General features: G+C 62.6%; 17 protein-coding genes. 9 read left to right on the forward strand and 8 right to left on the reverse strand.

Annotated elements, in window-relative coordinates:
• Positions 1 to 15: 15 nt before the first annotated feature.
• Positions 16 to 987 (reverse strand): hypothetical protein, encoded by a 972-nt coding sequence (locus VUN82_23045; protein XAS71912.1) that lies wholly within the window; start codon positions 985 to 987, stop codon positions 16 to 18.
• A 154-nt stretch (positions 988 to 1,141) separates the two neighbouring features.
• On the opposite strand from VUN82_23045, the gene VUN82_23050 reads away from it, so the two are divergent.
• Positions 1,142 to 1,621, forward strand: coding sequence for a DUF4383 domain-containing protein (locus tag VUN82_23050; GenBank protein XAS71913.1), 480 nt, complete (start codon positions 1,142 to 1,144; stop codon positions 1,619 to 1,621).
• A 147-nt stretch (positions 1,622 to 1,768) separates the two neighbouring features.
• Here the strand turns inward: VUN82_23050 and VUN82_23055 are convergent, their stop codons facing one another.
• The 5 genes from VUN82_23055 to VUN82_23075 form a co-directional block, all read right to left on the reverse strand.
• Positions 1,769 to 2,449 carry a response regulator transcription factor gene (locus VUN82_23055; GenBank protein XAS71914.1) on the reverse strand — a complete coding sequence of 227 codons (681 nt, stop codon included), beginning with the start codon at positions 2,447 to 2,449 and terminating at the stop codon, positions 1,769 to 1,771.
• A complete protein-coding gene (locus VUN82_23060) occupies positions 2,442 to 3,782 on the reverse strand; it encodes a histidine kinase (GenBank protein XAS71915.1) in 1,341 nt (446 codons plus the stop codon). Before VUN82_23060 ends, VUN82_23055 begins: the two co-directional genes overlap by 8 nt.
• Before the next feature lie 130 nt (positions 3,783 to 3,912).
• On the reverse strand, positions 3,913 to 4,716 hold the full coding sequence (locus VUN82_23065) for an IclR family transcriptional regulator (protein XAS71916.1): 804 nt from the start codon (positions 4,714 to 4,716) through the stop codon (positions 3,913 to 3,915).
• 85 nt (positions 4,717 to 4,801) lie between these two features.
• Entirely contained in the window at positions 4,802 to 6,058 is a 1,257-nt protein-coding gene (locus VUN82_23070; protein XAS71917.1) for an aminopeptidase P family protein, read from the reverse strand.
• 29 nt (positions 6,059 to 6,087) lie between these two features.
• Entirely contained in the window at positions 6,088 to 7,470 is a 1,383-nt protein-coding gene (locus VUN82_23075) for an MFS transporter (protein ID XAS71918.1), read from the reverse strand.
• 736 nt (positions 7,471 to 8,206) lie between these two features.
• On the opposite strand from VUN82_23075, the gene VUN82_23080 reads away from it, so the two are divergent.
• Positions 8,207 to 9,423, forward strand: a protein-coding gene (locus VUN82_23080) for an IS3 family transposase (protein XAS71919.1) whose coding sequence is annotated in 2 segments (ribosomal slippage) — positions 8,207 to 8,471 and positions 8,471 to 9,423 — 1,218 coding nt in all. Because the reading frame shifts where the segments join, the coding sequence is not laid out codon by codon here.
• Positions 9,424 to 9,761: 338 nt separating this feature from the next.
• Here the strand turns inward: VUN82_23080 and VUN82_23085 are convergent.
• Positions 9,762 to 10,433, reverse strand: coding sequence for a GntR family transcriptional regulator (locus tag VUN82_23085; GenBank protein ID XAS71920.1), 672 nt, complete (start codon positions 10,431 to 10,433; stop codon positions 9,762 to 9,764).
• Positions 10,434 to 10,584: 151 nt separating this feature from the next.
• Between VUN82_23085 and glyA the strand changes: the two genes are divergently transcribed.
• Genes glyA through purU form a run of 7 tightly spaced genes read left to right on the forward strand, consistent with a single transcriptional unit; the run spans position 10,585 to position 19,459 of the window.
• Positions 10,585 to 11,970 (forward strand): serine hydroxymethyltransferase, encoded by a 1,386-nt coding sequence (gene glyA, locus VUN82_23090; protein XAS71921.1) that lies wholly within the window; start codon positions 10,585 to 10,587, stop codon positions 11,968 to 11,970.
• On the forward strand, positions 11,967 to 13,187 hold the full coding sequence (locus VUN82_23095; protein ID XAS71922.1) for a sarcosine oxidase subunit beta family protein: 1,221 nt from the start codon (positions 11,967 to 11,969) through the stop codon (positions 13,185 to 13,187). The genes glyA and VUN82_23095 overlap by 4 nt, the downstream gene beginning before the upstream one ends.
• Before the next feature lie 16 nt (positions 13,188 to 13,203).
• Positions 13,204 to 13,581 (forward strand): sarcosine oxidase subunit delta, encoded by a 378-nt coding sequence (locus tag VUN82_23100; GenBank protein ID XAS71923.1) that lies wholly within the window; start codon positions 13,204 to 13,206, stop codon positions 13,579 to 13,581.
• 2 nt (positions 13,582 to 13,583) lie between these two features.
• Positions 13,584 to 16,529 carry a 2Fe-2S iron-sulfur cluster-binding protein gene (locus VUN82_23105; protein XAS71924.1) on the forward strand — a complete coding sequence of 982 codons (2,946 nt, stop codon included), beginning with the start codon at positions 13,584 to 13,586 and terminating at the stop codon, positions 16,527 to 16,529.
• Positions 16,522 to 17,166 carry a sarcosine oxidase subunit gamma family protein gene (locus tag VUN82_23110; protein ID XAS71925.1) on the forward strand — a complete coding sequence of 215 codons (645 nt, stop codon included), beginning with the start codon at positions 16,522 to 16,524 and terminating at the stop codon, positions 17,164 to 17,166. The genes VUN82_23105 and VUN82_23110 overlap by 8 nt, the downstream gene beginning before the upstream one ends.
• Complete coding sequence (locus VUN82_23115) at positions 17,166 to 18,557, forward strand: L-serine ammonia-lyase (GenBank protein ID XAS71926.1); 1,392 nt, start codon at positions 17,166 to 17,168, stop codon at positions 18,555 to 18,557. Before VUN82_23110 ends, VUN82_23115 begins: the two co-directional genes overlap by 1 nt.
• Positions 18,558 to 18,559: 2 nt before the next feature.
• Positions 18,560 to 19,459, forward strand: a complete 900-nt coding sequence (gene purU / locus VUN82_23120) for a formyltetrahydrofolate deformylase (protein ID XAS71927.1) — start codon at positions 18,560 to 18,562, stop codon at positions 19,457 to 19,459.
• Positions 19,460 to 19,543: 84 nt separating this feature from the next.
• Here purU and VUN82_23125 read toward each other — a convergent pair whose 3' ends face one another.
• A complete protein-coding gene (locus VUN82_23125) occupies positions 19,544 to 21,046 on the reverse strand; it encodes a PucR family transcriptional regulator ligand-binding domain-containing protein (protein ID XAS71928.1) in 1,503 nt (500 codons plus the stop codon).
• Between the last annotated feature and the right edge of the window lie 77 nt (positions 21,047 to 21,123).

Here is a 21,123-nt window from a genome sequence, read left to right on the forward strand (position 1 = left end):
CGTCTGCACAATGACTTATTCCCCGCTGAGCTGCCTGAAGTCGTTCTCCCACAAACGACGCATCTCTGCGTCCTTCCGGATCACTTCCAGAGTCTCCAGCTCTGCCGGCGGGGCAGGTCGTTTGGAACGTGGAGTCAGCGTCCGCCGCCCCTGGTCCAACGCTAGAAGGGCGCGGTCCGTGAGGGCATCATTGCGCAATGCCAGGCTGGTCTTCCTCCGGCGAAGGACCTCTTTGAGCGCTGACTGGGCCGATTCAAAATCGCCACGCGCCCGCTGCGATCGAGCCCGGATCAGAAGCAAGGCTGCCGAGAGGTCATCCGTATTCAACAAACCCTCCGTGCACATCACCACGTCGCGGTGCCGGCCCAGCGCAAACGCTGCGGTGCAGCGCGCCAGGGCTGAAGGCAACGACGGCGGCAAACCCACCACTGCTTCCAACGCCGACTCGACCATCCCCATCTCCCGAAGGCAATGCGCGAGCGCCAGGAACACAGACTCCTCGCTGAACAAAACCGGGACTTCAATGCGTTCGGCCACCTCAACCCTGGTGACTACCTGCCCCAGGTAGATGGCCGAGAACTGGCTCGCGTCGTCGTCGATCCTTGTTGTTAAGCCGCGCCGCAACAACTCCGATGCCCGCAGGTAGCCGCCGTGTTTGTACGCCAATAGTCCCGCCATCACGTAGCACAGGCCCGCCCACCCAGGGTAGAGGCGGCCCAGGGAGATGAGCCGATCAGGCTCCGTTGCGGTGAAAACAGCCTCATGCACTGCCTTGGCCTGCTTGGTGGACAGGCGCTTCAACCGTGGGACATCGCCCAGCACAGAAAGTCGGGCAGGATCCCTGCCACTCAGGACACCGGAGAGCACCTCACCTACGCCGTCGGCCAATCCGCGGACCGTTGTGCGCACGTATCCTTCGCGGAAGGGAGTGAGATCCCGGGTGTCATGGAAGACCGATTGGAAGTCGCCGTTGGGAGCCTGGCTCATGAACCCATGCTAACTGGCACCAAGTGGCCATTCCCCTGCTATCGGAGGCATTTCAGGAGTATTATGGCGGCGTCGGCAAGGTTTTCCGACACCCCTTGCCGCGGGACGGTTCTCCATGAGAAGAGCCGTGTAACAGCGTGAAAGGGAGGACTTCATGACCACCGCTTCGCACCCCACCGAACACCATCATGCGATGGGGTTGTCGCTTCACAACACCGCCATGGGCGTTGGCATTGTTTTTCTGCTGGTAGGCGTCCTGGGCTTTATCCCGGGTATCACCACCAATTACGGCGCCATGACCTTCGCGGGACATGAATCCGGCGCCATGCTGCTTGGAGTGTTCCAAGTATCCATTCTCCACAACATCGTCCACCTGCTGTTTGGCGTGGCCGGTTTGGCCATGGCCAGGACAGGACGCATGGCTCGCCTCTTCCTCATTGGTGGCGGCGCCGTATATCTCGTTCTTTGGATCTACGGCCTGATCATCAACCAGGAAACGGGCGCCAACTTTGTTCCGTTCAACACCGCTGACAACTGGCTGCACTTTGTTCTTGGCGTGGCCATGATCGGTCTGGGTGCTTGGCTGGGCAGGGATGCCATGGACGAGACAACGACGGCACGGCGGAGGATGTAACGTCGCGGACGTCGGCTCAACGAACGACGGCGGTCGGCCCCTTAGTGGGGACGGTCGCCGTTATTTTTCCGCGCCGAGTTGGCATTTGACCCCAATGTTTGGGCCTGCGATTGGTCTTAAGTGCCATCTCGGTGATCCTCGCGCATGTTAGCCGAGCAACCTGTTTTCATAGGCGAACGCCACTAACTGGAGACGCGTCCGGACGCCAAGCTTCGTCAGCACGCTTCGCAGATGGCTCTTCACAGTAGCTTCGGAGACAAACAAGCTCTCCGCCATCTCGCCATTGCCCAAACCCTTTGCCGCGAGCAGGAAAACATCCCTCTCCCGAGCCGATAATGGTTCCAAAACAGAGAGATTGGGGCCCGCAACCTGCACCGTCCGGGCGGCATGCTGGAAGAGATCGTGGACAGAGCCGGGAGCGATCACGGAATAGCCGGAATGGACTGTGCGAATGGCGGCCAACAGAAACTCCGGCTCAGCGCTCTTGAGCAGGTACCCACTTGCGCCTGCCTGAACGGCCTCCACGACAGCGTGATCACGGTTAAAGGTGGTCAACGCAATGATCTTGGGTTGGTAGGATCCCCGCTGCTGCGCCAACTCGATGATCAGGCGGGTTGCGGTGACGCCGTCCATTTCCGGCATCCGCAGATCCATGAGGATGACGTCCGGCGGCTGTTCGGCTGCGCATTCCACGGCTTGTTTGCCATCAGACGCTTCCCAAGCCAACGTCATGTCGGGTTGGCTCTCCACCAGCATTCGGATTCCAGCGCGAAAGAGGGGTTGGTCGTCCACCAAGGCGACGGTAATAAGTGCGGACGAGTCAGCCACGCTCAGCGGCCTCCGGAACAGCAAGGACGCCTGCGGGTTCGAGAACTTTGATGTCGGATTCCGTCTCTGACGCTTCCTGCGCCGAGATTCCATGGCGTGTCCCGTAAGGGATGAAAGCAGTGACTCGGAAATGTTCGCCATCAGGTCCGGCGGTCAGCCAACCGCCGGCGAGGTGTGCCCGTTCACGCATCCCGGGAATGCCGCGACCGACTCGCTCAACCGGCTCTCCGGCGTCCGCTTCCCCCAATGGAGCGGACGCCGTGAGCAGGGAAGCAGCGTGCAGGGTCAAGCCTGGCCCGCTCCAATCCAGATGCAGGCGAACTGCCGTCCCGGTACCGGAATGCTTGAGCGCGTTCGTGAGGCATTCCTGAATGATCCGGAAGACAGCAAGTTCCTGCCCAGCACCAAGTTCCACGGTCTGGCCCGATTCGCTACGCTCGATCTTCAAGCTGCCGCGACGCATCTGATCGATCAATGCCGCCAAGTCATCCAGTCGCGGTTGAGGGGCAACCAGGCCATCTCCCCTTACTCCTTCTATAACCCGCTGCGCGTCCACCAAGGCGTGTCTTGCCGATCCAGCAATGTTTTCCAGTGCTTCAAGTACCACCTTGGGTTGGTTTTGGCTGAGGTAACGCGTCCCATCAGCTTGGGCAGTAATAACCGCTAAGGAATGAGCCAACACATCGTGGAGGTCCCGCGCGATCCTGCTGCGCTCCTGCTCCACGATGAGTTCGATTTCCGTCTCTTTCAGGCTCGCTTCGGCCACGGCCTGGGCTTGGGACAGGGTTCGCCGGTCCTCATACAGGGCCACCAGAATGCCCAACGTGCCGCAGGCTGCCGCTATGAGCATCAGGGTGCTGAGCAATTGCCAACCGTAGATCCGCAGTGCAGAAGCATCGCCTGAATAGAGCGGCATGAACCATCCCACGCCGCCGCCGTACCGCCAGGAAATCATCATGAAAGTCATGACTGCTGCAAAGAGGACATTGACCGCAGCCGACCAAATTCTCTGCTTCTTGGTGCCCGTCCACATAATGAAGGCCAAGGAAATGGACGATCCGAGGTAGATGGCCCAATGGTTCGCGGCCATCGCCGGTAAGACGTGCACAAGTTGTCCGAGCAGCAGACCACCGGTTAGCCCTAGAGAAACGAAGGGTTTCCTGCCCGCGAGGGCGATGCTCAGAGTCATCAGGACCAGCGGGACAGCACCTGGCCAATAAAAGCCCGGCCACGGCCCCATCCGGCCGGCTTCCCCCACGCACCACAGCACGAAGAAGATCACGGCCGCCGCAGGGGCGCCCCAACGCCGGAATACCTTCAGTGTTCTTTCCATGCCAGCCAGACTATCCACGCTGGAACACGGTTCTGGGCCAAATGACGTATCCAGCAGCCGATCTCCACCTGCGGGCCAGAAGATTCATCCTCTGGGCCAGCGGCTTCTTGTGGCTTGCGCGTCCTGCAGCTCAGCGTGGGGCGCGGCCACCAAGGCGTGTGGTGACCTTGGCCGCGGCGTCGGCACAAGCTTCGCCGAGGCTGGTCAGCGTGTCCTGCGAGACCCGGAACTTTGGTGCGGGGATGAGCACGGCCGCCACAATGTTTCCCCTGTGGTCGTAGACGGGCGAGGCCACGCCCACTTCCTCGATGGAGGTCTCGCCAAAGTTCACTGCCCAGCCGCGCTTGGTCGAGTCCTCCAGCCGCTCTAAGTACGCCTCCATGGCTTCCTCATCGAGGCCAGGAAGAGTGATCGCACCACTTCGGAGGAGATTACGGACACGATCCTTGTCCTCCGCGGCAAGGAAGACCTGAACGGATGAGCTGAGTGCCTCGTTGTAACGGACTCCCAAAGGGGCCAGGTGCTTGACCTGGTGCCGGCTGGGGATCTGCTCCACACTCATGGATTCGGTGCCGTTCCAGACCATGAGCGCGCTGGTCTCCCCCGTGCGCTCGGTCAGTTCCCGTAGTACCGGATACGCCACGCGCCGCTCTTCGAGTTCCGCCAGGAGTGGGCCCGCCATGGCGATCATTCCCAACCCCAAGCGGAACCTGCGCGAATCGACGTCGCGCTCCACCAAATGCTCTTGCTCCAAGGTCGCCAGGATGCGGGAAACTGTGCTCTTGTGCAGGCCAATGCGCCCTGCGATTTCAGTGACCCCCAATAGCGGCTCTTCTGCACTGAAACTCCGCAGGACCGCGATGGCGTTGACAATGACCGAGGTACCTTTGGCTTCGCCGTTGCCTGAAACGTCGTTGGATTCCGTGGGAGTCATGGGTTCACTATATTTGGCTGAGGCTGGCGGACTGTGACCGGGCTGGGCCGGTGGACGCCGTGCACTGCGCCCACCGGCCGGGTCACTAGGCTCCGATGATGTTGTACTCGGGGCCGAACGGGAACTTGGTGATGTTCTCCGCACCGTCTTCGCCCACCACGAGGATGTCGTGCTCGCGGTAGCCGCCGGCACCCGGTTGGCCGTCCAGGACTGTAATCATCGGTTCCATGGAAACCACCATGCCCGGTTCCAGCACGGTGTCGATGTCTTCGCGCAATTCAAGGCCTGCTTCGCGTCCGTAGTAGTGGCTCAAGACGCCGAACGAGTGGCCATAGCCGAACGTGCGATTCGCCAGGAGCCCGTGACCGACGTAGATCTCGTTGAGCTCGGCGGCGATGTCCTTGCAGACTGCGCCGGGCTTGATGAGTTCCAGGCCGCGCTTGTGAACCTCCACGTTGATGTTCCACAGTTCCAAGGAGCGCGCGTCCGGTTCGCCGTAGAACAGGGTGCGTTCCAGAGCCGTGTAGTAACCGCTGGTCATCGGGAAGCAGTTCAGCGACAAGATGTCGTGTTCCTGAATCTTGCGGGTGGTTGCCCAGTTGTGCGCCCCATCGGTGTTGATGCCGGACTGGAACCAGACCCACGTGTCACGGATTTCGGAGTCCGGGAAGGTGCGGGCGATCTCGTGGACCATGGCCTCGGTGCCGATCAAGGCGACCTCGTACTCAGTGATTCCAGCGGTGATCGCGCTGCGGATGGCCTCTCCGCCAAGATCGCCGATGCGGGCGCCGTGCTTGATGACTGCGATTTCCTCGTCCGACTTGATCATGCGCTGGCGCATCGCAGCCTGGGCAACATCCACCAGCGTGGCTCCCGAGAATGCGGCCTGGATCTTGTTGCGGTTGTCCAGCGGCAGGGAGTCATCTTCGACGCCGATGCGGCGCGGGTTGATGCCGCGGGTGCGCAGGACTTCCTGGATAGCGTGGATGTAGTTGTCCCGGCGCCAGTCCGTGTACACGAGGTTGTCGCCGTAGCTGCGGCGCCAAGGCATACCGGCGTCGATATTTGCCGTAATGGTGACAGTGTCATCCTTGGTGACCACCATGCCGTAGGAGCGGCCGAAATAGGTGAAGAGGAAATCGGAGTAGTACTTGATGGAGTGGTAGCTGGTGAGGATGACGGCGTCGAGGTCCTTCTCGGCCATGATGCTGCGAAGGCCGGTCAGGCGACGCTCAAACTCTGCATCCGAGAAAGTCAGGGAGACTTTCTCGCCGTTGTTGAGGACCTTGAGTCGATCGAGCTTGGCCACATCGTTGATGGCCTCGTTCTCGGTGATGGTCATGGTGGTTCCTTTCAATGGGTTGGTTGGTTTCAGACCTGCTGCAGTGGCTTCTTGGAAGTCTCGGCGGCGAACAGGACTGCGATGAGGGAAACAAGGGCGGCAGCCACGAGGTACCAGCCGGGGGCCAGCTGATTGTGGGTCATGCCGATGAGGAGCGTTGCCATGAACGGCGCAGTGCCGCCGAACAACGCGTTGGAGAGGTTGAAACTGACAGCGAAGCCCGTGTAGCGGACCTTCGTCGGGAAGAGTTCGGCCAGGAAGCTGGGTAGCGTGCCGTCGTTGAGGGTGAGCATTCCGCCCAGCAGGATCTGGACCAGCACGATCACCAGGAAGTTACGGGTATCCAGGAGCATGAACGCAGGGACGGTCAGCACCACGAACAGGACAGACGCGGTGATGAGCATCCGTTTACGGCCGAACTTGTCCGACGCGATGCCGGTCAGGAAGATGAAGCCGATGTAACTGGCCAGGGCGATCGTGGTAGCCAGGAACGATTCCGCCGCTCCGAAGCCCAGTTCCACTGACAGGTATGTGGGCATGTAGCTGAGGATCACGTAGAAGCCGACTGCGTTCAGCAGCACTGCGCCCGTGGCGATGATGAGTTGCTTACGGTAGGTCTTGAACATCGCCAGTGCCGGAGCCTTGACTGCGGGCTCCTTCTCGGACAGCTCACGGAACGCGGGCGTGTCCTCGAGCTTGGTACGGATGTACCTGCCGATCAAGCCCATGGGCGCTGCCAACAGGAACGGCAGGCGCCAACCCCAGTCGTTCAACTGTTCTGGCGTCAGGACTGAACTCAGCAGGGCGGCCAGCAAGGAGCCCAGCAGGAGACCCGCTGCGGTACTGGCAGGCACGACGGCGGCATAGAGGCCGCGGCGATTCGAAGGCGCATACTCCACCAGGAAGGCGGACGCGCCGGCGTATTCGCCTGCAGCGGAGAAGCCCTGGACCACCCTTACGAGCAGCAGCAGGATGGGGGCCATCACGCCGATAGTGGCGTACCCGGGGATCAGGGCGATACAGAACGTGGCCACCGACATCAGGACGATCGAGAGCGACAACGCCTGCTTCCGGCCCAGCCTGTCTCCGATGTGGCCCCAGATGAATCCGCCAAGCGGTCTTACGAAGAAGCTGACCGCAAAGACACCGAACGTCGCCAGCAAGGCTGTTTGGCGATCGGATTCCGGGAAGAAAACGGTCGAGATTATGCCGGCCAGGTATCCATAGACGGCGTAGTCGAACCACTCGACGAAGTTGCCGATGAAGCTCGCAGTGACGACGCGTCGGCGCGTGTCCTTGCTGACTGTGTGATTGCTGACTGTGTGATTGGGGCCGGATTCGGGAGAGGTGCCGGGTCCGCCATTGGACCGATCTCCCGGAGCGGCTGCCACAGAGGAAAGTTCATTACTCATGTGTTCCACCAAGAATATTTTGGGGTTGCATTAGAAGCAACACTGTTGCACCAGACTACGTGTGGGCTGCGTCACGGTCAAGAGTGTTTCCAAAAGTCATTCAAGGCTTTCCGGGCCGCTCCAGACGTATCCAGCGACGGAGAGCCGGATCCCATCGTTGTTGCAGTGAGGAAGACCATGTTGCATCAGTCGCCCCAAACCCCCGGATGTTCTCTCACATCGTGCAGCCGATTTCGGAACGTTCTCTCACTTTCATGAAGAAAGCCCGACGCCGGGCACCCACGGTGGGGGCCGACGTCGGGCTTTAGCGCGTGACAGCTATTCAACCGCCGCCGCAGGACATGAGAGAACGTCCTCCAAAAAACGGCAGGACATGAGAGCGCATCGGGGGCGGGGCTATTGGGCAGCGCGCGTCCAAGCGACGGCGACCCAGATGTTCTCTCACATCCTGCGGCCCATTTCGGAACGTTCTCTCACTTTCATGAAGAAAGCCCGACGTCGGGCACCCCAGATGAGCGCCGACGTCGGGCTTTAGCACGTGACAGTTATTCAGCCGGCGCCGCAGGACATGAGAGAAGGACCGCCCAAAGACAGTTGGACGTGAGAGAAGGACCGCCCAAAGACAGTTGGACGTGAGAGAAGGAACGCCAGAAGACGGCAGGACGTGAGAGAACATCGGGGGGCGGGTTGCGGTCGTATGGTTTTGTGAGACAGCTTGATGGGAGCTTCAGTTCAGATGACCACGCCCAGAAGAAAATACGATGCCGCTTTCCGTGAGGATGCTGTGCGGCTTGTTTTGTCCACGAACCGGTTGGTGAAACAGGTCGCCGAGGAGATCGGGGTGAAGGAAAGCACGCTGGGGAACTGGCTGCACAGGCATCGAGAGAGCCACCAGGGCGCCGCGCCGGTCCTGCCTGAAGAACGGGGGCCGGTGCCGTGGGACGAGCACCGGAAGGCACTGGCCGAAAATGAGCGGTTGAAGGCCGAGGTCGAGTTCCTGGGAAAAGTCAGCGCCTTCTTTGCCGCGAAGCAAAAGTAGAGGACTTCTACGAGTTCATCGAAGCGGAGAAGGCCAACTATTCCGTGGTGTGGCTGTGCCGGGCGTTGAAGGTCTCCCGGGCCTCGTTCTACCGGTGGCGCGCCCCTGCCGGGCCCTCACCGCGTGCCGTGCGGCATGAGGATCTGGTCACCGCGGTTACCGGCCTGTACGAGAAGGAAAATGGCCGTGCCGGCCGTGACCAGCTGACGCTTTTGCTCAACGCGGCCGGGACCAAGGTCTCCGCCCCCACCGTCGGGGCGATCATGCGAGAAAAGGGCCTGCGGGCCATCCGAACCCGGGCCTGGAAGAGGACCACGGTCCAGGACCCGCAAGCCAAGACCGCCCACATCGAGAACCACATGCTCGATGAACAGGGCAAACGCGACTTCACCTCCGCAGTGCCCGGGACCCGTCTGGTCGGAGACATCACCTACCTGCGCACCGGCGAGGGCTGGCTTTATCTGGCCACCGTCATCGACCTGTTTTCGGGCATGGTCATCGGCTGGTCCATGGCTGCCCACATGCGGGCAAGCCTGTGCACCGCAGCCCTGCAGATGGCACGGAACCACGGCCGTTTCGCCGAGCATGGTGTGGTGTTCCACTCCGACCGTGGCACCCAATACACCTCTGACGAATTCCAAGAATGGTGCGGCCAGAACGGGGTCACCCAGTCCATGGGCAAGGTCGGGGTGTGCTGGGACAACGCGGTCGCCGAGAACTTCTTCTCCCACCTCAAAACCGAGTTCTACCACCACCACGGATTCGGCTCCAGACTCGCAGCCCGGACCGGAGTGATGGACTACATCGAAGGCTGGTACAACCGCCGCCGTCCCAACCGCAGGGCCGGCGGCATCCCACCGGCCGCCGCCCACGAAAACCACCACAACCGCGCCCAGGAACCCCTGGCCGCCTAACACCAACGAAACTGTCTCAAAAACTTGACGAGCGCAGGTTATCCGGCAACGCGCGTCTAAGCGACGAAGGAGCGGAGACCTGGAGGACCCCACTGATCACCTCTCACACACAACCCTTCCGCAGATGTTCTCTCACATCCTGCAGCCGATTTCGGGAACGTTCTGTCACTTCCACGAAGAAAGCCCGACGTCGGCCACCCCAGGGGAGTGCCGACGTCGGGCTTTAGCACGTGACAGCTATTCAACCGCCGCCGCAGGACGTGAGAGAAGGACCGCCAGAAGGCCGTTGGACGTGAGCGAACATCGGGAGGGGGCAGGGTTGTCCGGAAGGGCGGGGCCTAGAGGACCTTGCGGATGGTCTCTTCGAAGCTGACCACGTGGTGCAGGGCGAGCTCGGCGGCGCGATCTTCGTCGCCGTCGGCTATGGCTGTCAGCAGTTCCGCGTGCTCGGAGATGTGGCCTGAGACGGAGGGCATCCTTTCCAGCATGTAGCACCAGATGCGGGTGGCGAGGTTGTCGTACCGGATCAGGACGTCTTCCAGGTGTGCGTTCGCCGAGGCCTTGTAGATCAGGCGGTGAACCTGGATGTCGTAGCGCATGAGTTCCTGGGAGGAATTGTCCTGGCCTTCAAGATCACGGATTGCACCAGCAACAGCGCGGAGCTCTGAACGCATGGCAGGGCTGGCCATGCGGGCAGCCTTCCTGGAGGCGAGTGGCTCCAGGAGCTCGCGGATCTCGGAGACTTCGGCCAGCTGGGTGATGTCCACTCCAGTGGCGAACGTCCCACGCCGCGGATAGGAGACCACCAAGTGGTCGCTTTCGAGACGCTTGATGGCCTCGCGGACGGGCGTGCGTCCAATGCCCAGTTCTGCAGCAATCTGGCCATCGTTGATGGGGTCGCCGGGTTTGATGTCCAGCATGATCAGCCTGTCGCGCAGGAGCAGGTACGCGTTCTCCGCCAGGGACGAACCCTGCGGAGTTGATTCCAGTGCTTCCAATGCGGCGCTCATTGCTCTCTCCCGTTGCTCGTACTTCAGTCTGCTGGATGAGTTACCGCAGTCCTGTTGACGACCATGTGATCTTCAACATACTATGGCAATAGTTCTAATATATCAGTTGCCTAACAGTCGGCCACTAGACAAGCTTTTGAAGGAGAACACCATGGTTGAACCGCTGATCCGCCCGCTCGCACAGGCGGACCCGGAGGTCGATCAGGCGATCGCCCTGGAACTCATCCGCCAGCAGTCCACGCTGGAAATGATCGCCTCTGAGAACTTCGCCCCCACGGCCGTCATGGAAGCACAGGGCTCGGTCCTTACCAACAAGTACGCCGAGGGTTACCCGGGCAAGCGCTACTACGGCGGCTGCGAACACGTTGATGTGATCGAGCAGCTGGCCATCGACCGCCTGAAGTCCCTGTTTGGCGCAGAGTTCGCCAACGTCCAGCCCCACTCCGGCGCCCAGGCAAACGCCTCGGCCATGCACGCACTGATCACCCCTGGCGACACCATCATGGGCCTGAACTTGGCCCACGGCGGCCACCTGACCCACGGTATGCGCATCAACTTCTCCGGCAAGCTCTACAACGTGGTCCCGTACGGCGTCCGCGAGGACACCCACACCGTAGACATGGCTGAAGTTGAGCGCCTCGCCCTCGAGAGCAAGCCGCAACTGATCGTAGCTGGCTGGTCCGCTTACTCCCGCCAGTTGGACTTCGCGGAGTTCCGCCGCATCGCGGACCTGGTGGGCGCCTACTTGATGGTGGACATGGCTCACTTCGCTGGCCTGGTCGCAGCTGGACTGCACCCGAGCCCGGTCCCGCACGCCCACATTGTCACCAGCACCACGCACAAGACCCTGGGCGGTCCCCGCGGTGGCGTCATCCTGACGAACGACGCCGACATCGCCAAGAAGGTTAACTCCGCCGTCTTCCCGGGACAGCAGGGTGGTCCGCTGGAGCACGTTATCGCAGCCAAGGCTGTGGCCTTCAAGATGGCCGCTGAGCCGGAGTTCCAGGAACGCCAGGTCCGTGTACTCGAGGGTTCCAAGATCCTGGCCCAGCGACTTCTCCAAGAAGACGTAGCTGCAGCCGGCATCTCGGTTGTCAGCGGTGGGACCGACGTCCACCTGGTGCTCGCCGATCTCCGCCACTCCGTCCTTAACGGCCAGCAGGCCGAGGACACGCTGCACCGCATTGGCATCACGGTCAACCGCAACGCCGTCCCGTTCGACCCCCGCCCGCCGATGGTTTCCTCGGGCCTGCGCATCGGCACCCCCGCCCTCGCCGCCCGCGGCTTCGGCGCTGAGGACTTCACCGAAGTCTCGGACATCATTGCGACGGCGTTGATCGCCGCAGCGAACAGCGGCACCCAAGCAAGCAGCACCGATAGCGGCACCGAAGGTGACGTCACCCTGGACGAAGCCACCGCCGTCGAACTCCGCCGCCGCGTCACCGCACTGGCGGACAAATTCCCGCTTTACCCACATCTCAGCAGCGGCAACGACGCCGCGACTGAACTCGAAGAAATGATTGGAGCAGCCCAGTGAGCGCGGACCACCTCCCCGAACACCCCGACTTCCTCTGGCGCAACCCGGACCCAAAGAAGAGCTACGACGCCATTATTGTTGGCGGCGGCGGGCATGGCCTGGCAACGGCCTACTTCCTGGCCAAGAACCACGGCATGACCAACATCGCCATCCTTGAAAAGGGCTGGCTGGCCGGTGGCAACATGGCCCGCAACACCACCATCATCCGGTCCAACTACCTCTGGGACGAAAGTGCTGCGATTTACGAGCACGCCCTCAAACTGTGGGAAATCCTGCCGGAAGAGCTGGAGTACGACTTCCTGTTCAGCCAGCGCGGCGTGATGAACCTCGCCCACACCCTGGGCGACGTCCGCGAAAGCATGCGCCGCGTAGGAGCCAACCGCCTCAATGGTGTGGACGCGGAGTGGCTGGACCCTGACCAGGTCAAGGAACTTTGCCCCATCCTGAACACCAGCGACAACATCCGCTACCCCGTCATGGGCGCTACCTACCAGCCGCGTGCCGGCATCGCCAAGCACGACCACGTGGCCTGGGCCTTCGCCCGCAAGTGCGATGAACTCGGCGTGGATATCATCCAGAACTGCGAAGTCACCGGCTTCATCAAGGACGGAAACCGGGTTACCGGTGTAAAGACAAGCCGTGGCAACATCAACACCGAAAAGGTAGGCCTTTGCGCCGCCGGTCACAGCTCGGTCCTCGCAGAGATGGCCGGCTTCCGCCTCCCCATCCAGTCCCACCCGCTCCAGGCGCTCGTGTCTGAACTGCACGAGCCGGTCCACCCCACGGTGGTCATGTCCAACCACGTCCACGTGTATGTGTCCCAGGCACACAAGGGTGAACTGGTGATGGGCGCTGGCGTGGACTCCTACAACGGCTACGGCCAGCGCGGATCGTTCCACGTGATCGAGGAGCAGATGGCAGCCGCCGTGGAGCTCTTCCCGATCTTCGCCCGTGCACACGTGCTCCGGACTTGGGGCGGCATCGTGGACACCACGCTGGATGCCTCGCCGATTGTTGGCCTCACTCCCGTGGAGAACATGTTCGTCAACTGCGGTTGGGGAACGGGTGGCTTCAAGGGCACTCCTGCGGCTGGTCTGACCTTCGCGCACACCATCGCAACCGGTACCCCGCACAAGCTCAACAAGCCTTTCGCCCTGGAACGCTTCGAGACCGGTGCCCTGATCGACGAACACGGCGCCGCAGCCGTGGCCCACTAGGAAGGACGGGAAAGACATGCTACTCATTTCATGCCCCAACTGCGGGCCACGCGACGAAACAGAATTCCACTACGGCGGCCAGGCACACGTTGCCTACCCGGAGAACCCGAACGACCTCACGGACCGCGAGTGGGCTGAATACTTGTTCTACCGCGAGAACACCAAGGGTTCTTTCGCTGAACGCTGGGTCCACAGCACGGGTTGCCGCCAGTGGTTCAACATGCTGCGGGACACCGTGACCTACGACATCCAGTCCATCTACGCGATGGGCCAGCCCCGCCCCGATGGCCAGCCCCGCCCGGATGGCGGAGCCAAGCCCGATACGCAAGCGGGCCTCGCTCCCGGCGCCGCAACAACAGGCGCCACAGCCCCCACCTCCTCGGAAGGAGTCTAGAAGTGACCAGCAAGAACGCACGCCTCGCCACCGGCGGACGCATTGACCGCAGCATCGCTTGGCGCTTCACCGTGGACGGCCAGGAATTCACCGGCCACCCCGGCGACACCATCGCCTCGGCTCTGCTGGCCAACGGCCACATCAACGCAGGCAACTCCCTTTACGAGGACCGCCCCCGCGGCATCATGGCCGCCGGCGTGGAAGAGTCCAACGCCCTGGTCAAGATCGCTCCCCGTTTCCCGGGCCACGTCGCCGAATCGATGCTTCCCGCCACCGCCGTGTCACTCGTGGACGGCATGAACGTCGAACTGCTCTCCGGCCTGGGCAAGCTTGACCCTGCCGAGGACAAGGCTGAGTACGACAAGAAGTACGTCCACACGGACGTCCTGGTGGTCGGTGGCGGTGTTGCCGGCCTGGCAGCTGCCCGCGAAGCAGTCCGCACCGGCGCCCGCGTCATCCTGATCGACGACCAGCCCGAACTGGGCGGTTCGCTCCTCTCCGGCTCCACGGCCGAAGGCCTGCAGGAAACCATCGAAGGCAAGCCGGCCCTGGAATGGGTTGCCGATGTGGAAGCCGAGTTGGTCTCCGCCGAAGAATGCACCGTGCTGAACCGCACCACCGCCTTCGGTTCCTACGATTCCAACTACTTCATCGCAGCCCAGAACCGCACGGATCACCTGACCGTTCCCGCCGCTTCTGGCGTTTCGCGTCAGCGTATCTGGCACATCCGCGCACAGCAGGTTGTCCTGGCACCGGGTGCGCACGAGCGTCCGTTGGTCTTCGAGAACAACGACCGCCCGGGCATCATGCTCGCCTCGGCTGTCCGCACGTACCTCAACCGCTACGCCGTCGCAGCCGGATCACGCGTCGTCATCAGCACCACCAACGACTCCGCCTACTTGCTCGCCACGGACCTGAAGGCAGCAGGCGTGGCGATTGCCGCCGTCGTCGATGCCCGTCCGCAGATCAGCGCGAAGGCCGCTGCCGCCGTCGAGTCCGGTATCCGGGTCCTCATTGGCAGTGCCGTGGCTGACACTTCCGCAGACGAGAACGGCCGCCTCAACGGCGTCACCGTCCGCAGTATTAACGACGACGGCGAACTCACCTCGGGCGTCGAGCACATCGCCGCCGATCTGCTTGCTGTTTCCGGTGGCTGGAGCCCTGTGGTGCACCTCCACAGCCAGCGCCAGGGCAAGCTGCGCTGGGACGACGACCTGGCCGCCTTCATTCCCGCGGCGCCCGTGAGGGACCAGCAGGTTGTTGGCGCAGGCCGTGGCAGCTACGAACTCCAGGACTGCCTTGCAGAGGGCATCTCGGCCGGAGTCGCAGCATCCATCGCTGCTGGTTTTGAGTCCGCAACCACCCCGGTGGACCTGCAGGCACCGGTGGCGAGTGCACCGACCCGCCAGCTGTGGCTTGTTCCCGGTCAGACCGGTGAGCCGGGCGAGTGGCACCACCACTTCGTTGACTTCCAGCGTGACCAGTCCGTAGCTGACGTCCTCCGCTCCACCGGGGCCGGCATGCGCTCCGTGGAACACGTGAAGCGGTATACGTCCATCAGTACCGCCAACGATCAAGGCAAGACCTCCGGCGTCAACGCGATCGGCGTTATCGCCGCTGCGTTGAAGTTCGGCGGTGCGGAAAGCGTTCCCGGCGTCGGCGAGATCGGCACCACCGCCTACCGCGCACCGTTCACCCCGGTGGCGTTTGCCGCTTTGGCTGGTCGCCAGCGCGGTGAGCTTTTCGATCCAGCTCGGGTCACCTCCATCCACCCGTGGCACGTTGCCCAGGGTGCGCTGTTCGAAGATGTTGGACAGTGGAAGCGCCCTTGGTACTACCCGCAGTCCGGCGAGGACATGGACACGGCGGTCCTGCGCGAGTGCGCAGCGGTCCGCGATTCCGTGGGCTTCATGGATGCCACCACGCTCGGCAAGATCGAGATCCGGGGCAAGGACGCCGGCGAATTCCTGAACCGCGTGTACACCAACGCGTTCAAGAAGCTCGCACCGGGATCCGCCCGCTACGGCGTCATGTGCACCCCGGACGGCATGATCTTCGACGACGGCGTGACCCTTCGCCTGGACGACGACCGCTTCTTCATGACCACCACCACCGGCGGCGCAGCCAAGGTGCTGGACTGGCTGGAAGAGTGGCACCAGACGGAGTGGCCGGAACTCGATGTGGTCTTCACCTCCGTCACGGAGCAGTGGAGCACCATCGCCGTCGTCGGTCCCAAGTCCCGTGCAGTGATCGCCAAGGTTGCTCCCCAGCTCGCCGAAAACGGTGGCCTGAACGCAGAAGCCTTCCCGTTCATGACGTTCCGCGAGACCACCCTGGCCTCAGGGGTGCAGGCACGTGTTTGCCGTATCTCCTTCTCCGGTGAACTGGCCTACGAAATCAACATCCCGTCGTGGTACGGGCTCAACACCTGGGAAGCCGTTGCTGCCGCAGGTGCCGAGTTCAACATCACCCCTTACGGCACCGAAACAATGCACGTCCTCCGCGCTGAGAAGGGTTACCCGATCGTTGGGCAGGACACCGATGGCACGGTCACCCCGCAGGACGCCGGAATGGACTGGATCGTCTCCAAGGCCAAGGACTTCATCGGCAAGCGCTCCTACCTCCGCAAGGACGCAAGCCGCGAGGACCGCAAGCACCTGGTGAGCGTCCTTCCCGTGGATCACTCGCTGAGGCTGCCGGAAGGCACGCAGCTTGTGGAGAAGGGCATCCCCGTCAACCCGGCGTACGGACCCGTCCCCATGGAAGGCTTCGTAACTTCGAGCTACCACAGTGCCGCGTTGGGCCGTTCCTTCGGCCTGGCCCTGATCCAAAACGGCCGCAACCGCATCGGCGAGACCCTCGTGGCCTCGGTGGGAGACCAATTGGTGGACGTGGTTGTCGGCGAAACCGTACTTTTCGATGTTGAAGGGACCCGCAAAGATGGCTGAAACAGCAACACCAGCAGAAACCGCACACGTCGACCGCGTACGGGGTGCCCGCCGCAGCCCGGCCGAGCACCTGGCCGACGCCTTCACCTCCGGCTCAGTGCCGGGCACGGTGACGCTCAAGGAAATCCCGTACCAGGCCATGGTGGGTATCCGGGTTGAGCGAACGTCCGACGCCGGAACCCGCGTTGCGTCCATCACCGGCGGCTTGCCTGCCACTTGTGGTGAAGTGACGGGATCGGACTCCGTCAACGTACTCTGGCTTGGCCCCACCGAGTTCCTGGTGGTCGCTCCGGAGGAGTCCCACGACTCGCTGGGCGGCTCCTTGGTCAGCGACTTGACCACGGCACTGGGCAGCGATGAAGGTCAGGTGGTGGACCTGTCCGCCAACCGCACCACGTTCGAGCTCTCCGGCAGCCACGCCCGCGCTGTGCTCGAAAAGACGTGCTCGTTGGACCTTCACCCCCGCGTCTTCAAGGCCGGTACAGCCGTGTCAACGGAGCTCGCACACATCCCCGTGATGCTGTGGAAGACCTCGGACGAGAACTACCGGATCTTTCCCCGGGCCTCGTTTGCCGACTTCCTGGGACGCTGGCTCCTCGATGCCATGCGGGAGTACGCCTCCCCCGAGGTCCCCTAATGGCACTGAGTGTGCTTGATCTGTTTTCTGTTGGCATCGGGCCGTCGTCTTCACACACGGTCGGCCCGATGCGGGCGGCAAAGCAGTTCACGGACGGTCTTGAATCGTCCGGCCAGCTTCCGGCCACGGTGCGCGTCCAGGCTGAGCTCTTCGGCTCCCTGGGCGCCACCGGCCGGGGCCACGGCTCCGATAAAGCCGTGGTGCTGGGGCTGCAGGGCCACTCACCCGAAACCGTCGACACCAAAACCGCGGACGATCAAGTGGCAGCGGCAGCCCTCGACGCCGAACTGCGCTTGGGCGGCGACCACCGGGTGGACTTCAATTGGGACGAGGACGTGATCCTCCACCGCCGCAAGTCCCTTCCGGCACACCCTAACGGCATGACCTTCCGGGCGCTTGACCACACCGGGGCTGTACTGCGTGAGCGCAGCTACTACTCGATCGGTGGCGGTTTTGTGGTGGATGGGGATGCCACGGGCACGGACAAAGTAGTAGCCGATGACACCGTGCTGCCCTACCCGTTCACAACCGCTGACGAGTTGCTTGCCATTTGTTCGCGCGAGGGCATGTCGATTTCCGATGTCATGTTGGCCAACGAACTCGTCTGGCGGTCTGAGGAGGAGCTCCGCGAGCGCCTTCTGGGCATCTGGGCTGTCATGCGTGAATGCGTGGACAACGGCTGCTCGGCCGAGGGAATCCTCCCTGGAGGTTTGAAAGTCAGGCGACGGGCGCCGTCGTTGTTTAAGAAGCTTTCCGAGACCGACGCCGAGTTGAAGGGCGAATCGTCAGCGGACCCCTTGCTCGCCATGGAATGGGTGAACCTGTTCGCGTTGGCGGTCAACGAGGAGAATGCTGCCGGCGGCAGGATTGTCACTGCACCGACCAATGGTGCCGCAGGGATTGTCCCTGCAGTGCTGCACTATTACACAAAGTTTGTTCCCGGAGCCAACGACGACGGCGTCGTGCGGTTCCTGCTCGCGGCGGCCGCCGTCGGGATTCTCTTCAAGATCAACGCCTCCATTTCAGGTGCCGAGGTGGGCTGCCAGGGCGAGGTGGGTTCCGCTTGCTCCATGGCCGCTGCCGGTCTTTGCGAAGTCCTGGGCGGAACGCCGGAGCAGGTGGAGAACGCCGCCGAGGTGGGGATCGAGCACAACCTGGGCCTCACCTGCGATCCCGTGGGCGGCCTGGTGCAGATCCCGTGCATCGAACGCAATGCCATCGCCAGCGTCAAGGCGATCAACGCTGCCCGCCTGGCCCTGCACGGCGATGGCAGCCACAAAGTGTCCCTGGACAAGGCCATCAAGACCATGCGCGAAACAGGCGCCGACATGAAATCCAAATACAAGGAGACCTCCCGTGGAGGACTCGCCGTCAACGTAGTGGAGTGCTAGCCATGACTGCCATCCAAACCGAATCCTCTACTGATTCCTCCGCCGGAACCACCGTGGAACACGTCCTTACCTTGGACTGCCCTGAAGGTCCCGGAATCGTGCACGCTGTGTCCGGCTTCCTGCTGGAGCATGGCTGCGACATCATCGACAACAAGCAGTACGGTGACCGCGCCGAGGGCCACTTCTTCATGCGGGTTCACTTCGCGTCCTCCGGTGACGAGACCACTGTGGATGCTTTGCGTGGCGCATTTTCCCCAGTGGGCGAGAAGTATGGGATGAACTGGCAGCTGGAACGCCAAGGGTCCAAGCGCCGCGTCTTGATCATGGTCTCGAAGTTTGGGCACTGCCTGAACGACCTGCTGTTCCGTGCGCGGATCGGTGAGCTGCCGATCGATGTCGTGGGCGTCGTGTCCAACCACACGGACCACCAGGGCTTGGCGGAGTGGCACGGGATTCCCTTCTTCCACGTCCCTGTGACCGCCGCTACCAAGCCTGCGGCGGAAGCGCGTTTGCTGGACATCATCGACGAACTGGACGTGGAACTCATTGTGCTGGCCCGGTACATGCAGGTGCTCAGCGACGACCTCGCCCGCAAGCTCGACGGGCGCGCCATCAACATCCACCACTCGTTCCTGCCCAGCTTCAAGGGTGCCAAGCCGTACCACCAGGCTTACGCCCGCGGAGTGAAGACCGTGGGTGCCACCGCCCACTACGTCAACGGCGAGCTGGACGAGGGCCCGATCATCTCCCAGCAGGTGGTTGAGGTGGATCACACGTTCGGACCGGACGATCTCGTAGCCGCCGGTCGGGACACGGAGTGCAAGGCCCTCAGCAACGCCGTTCGTTGGCACTGCGAGGGGCGGATCATCCTGAATGGGAACAGGACGATTGTGCTGAAGTAGGGCCTTGCGCGCCCCATTTCGATGGTTCCCTGCGCAGACGCTGTTGCGAACGGCGGTGTGTGCAGGGAACCATCGAATTGGCGTTTAAGGTGCCTGCAAACGCGCCAGCCGCGCCGCCAGATGCAGGGCAGCCAGCCTTCCCGTTCCCCGGGGATCTCCACCACACAGCTCGAAGATTCGCTGCAGCCGTTGGTGCATGGACTGCCGTTCCAAGTGCAGTTCGCGTGCGGCCTGGGCTGTGTTGCAGCCTGTGTCCAGCCAGACGGTCAGCGTCCGCAGAAGCTGGGATCGCCGCAGCCGGTCATGCTCGAGGACGGCGCCCAACTGCCGCTGCACGAACCCTTCCCGGGTGGTTGGGTCGAGATGTTCCTCAGCGAGGCGTTCCACGGCGAAGGCTTCAGCATCCACCACGCCATGTCCCACTAAATCAAGGTCCAGGGTCCGGCGCGCCTCCGCCAGCGACCACGGAGCCTCATCGATCCCCTTGCCCACCGGGCCAAGCGCTATCGCAGATCCGGCTGGCGTCTCCAAGGCCCGGAGCGCATCCATCAGGGCTGCCCGGGTTGCTGCGCCATCCCCAAGGGAAGCGAGCGCGATCAGCTCCGCATTATCCGCATAGCTGGCACTGTGCGGCACGTGTATACGCAGCAGTGCATCAAGGGCAGAGCGAAGATGCCCTGCACCGGTGGAGCGGATCACCAGCGCGGCAACCTGGCCATTGGCGGGAAAGCCCGACGCCGGCCCAAGCTGCTGGAGCTGCCACGATTGGCTCCCGGAATTGATGGCACGCATCAGTTCAATGCCCGCCAACTCCTTCAATCCTGGCGGCATCCGCTGCAACAGGGCCAAGCCAAGGATGTCCACGGACCGCTCTCCCGCCACGCGCGCGAGGCCACTGTCGCCGTCGTCGGGCACGTGCAGCTCCAAGCGGGCGGCGAGGACGCCACGCACCGGCACATCAACCGTGATGAGCCCGCTGTCCTCCGCCGGCGGCGCTGAACCTGCTGCTGGACCCGCTGCCGAGCTCGCCGCGGAACCCAGGGTGAGGCCCGACGGCGATACCAACCGCGCGCTGGCACCTGTCCGTTCTGCCAAGACAGCCAGAAGTTGGTCAAGTCCGCCGCCATGGGCGAGTTCAGCGGCCATCGCGTGGCTGGTTTGATCGCCGCGTTGAAGCTGTTCGACGGACTCGCTGACCAGGAGCGAGTTGATCTCCTGCATGACGGCAACGAAAGGAACAACGTGACGCAATTCAATAACGGGCAGGCCTGCGGCTTCGGCAGCTTCCAGCATGGGACCGGGAACTTCGGGCAGTGTCGATCCGGTTTCAAGGGCCAGTGCCGCTATACCGCGCGCTGCGAGCTCCCGGACGTATTCCGCTTGCCGCTCCGAGCTCTCAAGAGCAAGCGCCTGGCCGCCGCTGAGGAGCAGTTCGCCGCCACTGAGGAGCGGGGCGATGTCCAAAACCTCGCTGGAGTGCACCCAACGGACGGGGCGGGTCAGGGCGTCCGCCACCGAGTTAAGGAGACGGGGCTCGGCGGCTTTGAGGCTTTCACGTTCCAAGGCTTGGCCTAGAAGGATGGACATGACACTCCGTACGGTGGAATACAGTTTCTTTAGACACATCGTATCTTGTTGCTGTGATCTGTGGCACATACGCTGAA

Source organism: Micrococcaceae bacterium Sec5.1, from assembly GCA_039636795.1.
Classification (GTDB): Bacteria; Actinomycetota; Actinomycetes; order Actinomycetales; family Micrococcaceae; genus Arthrobacter.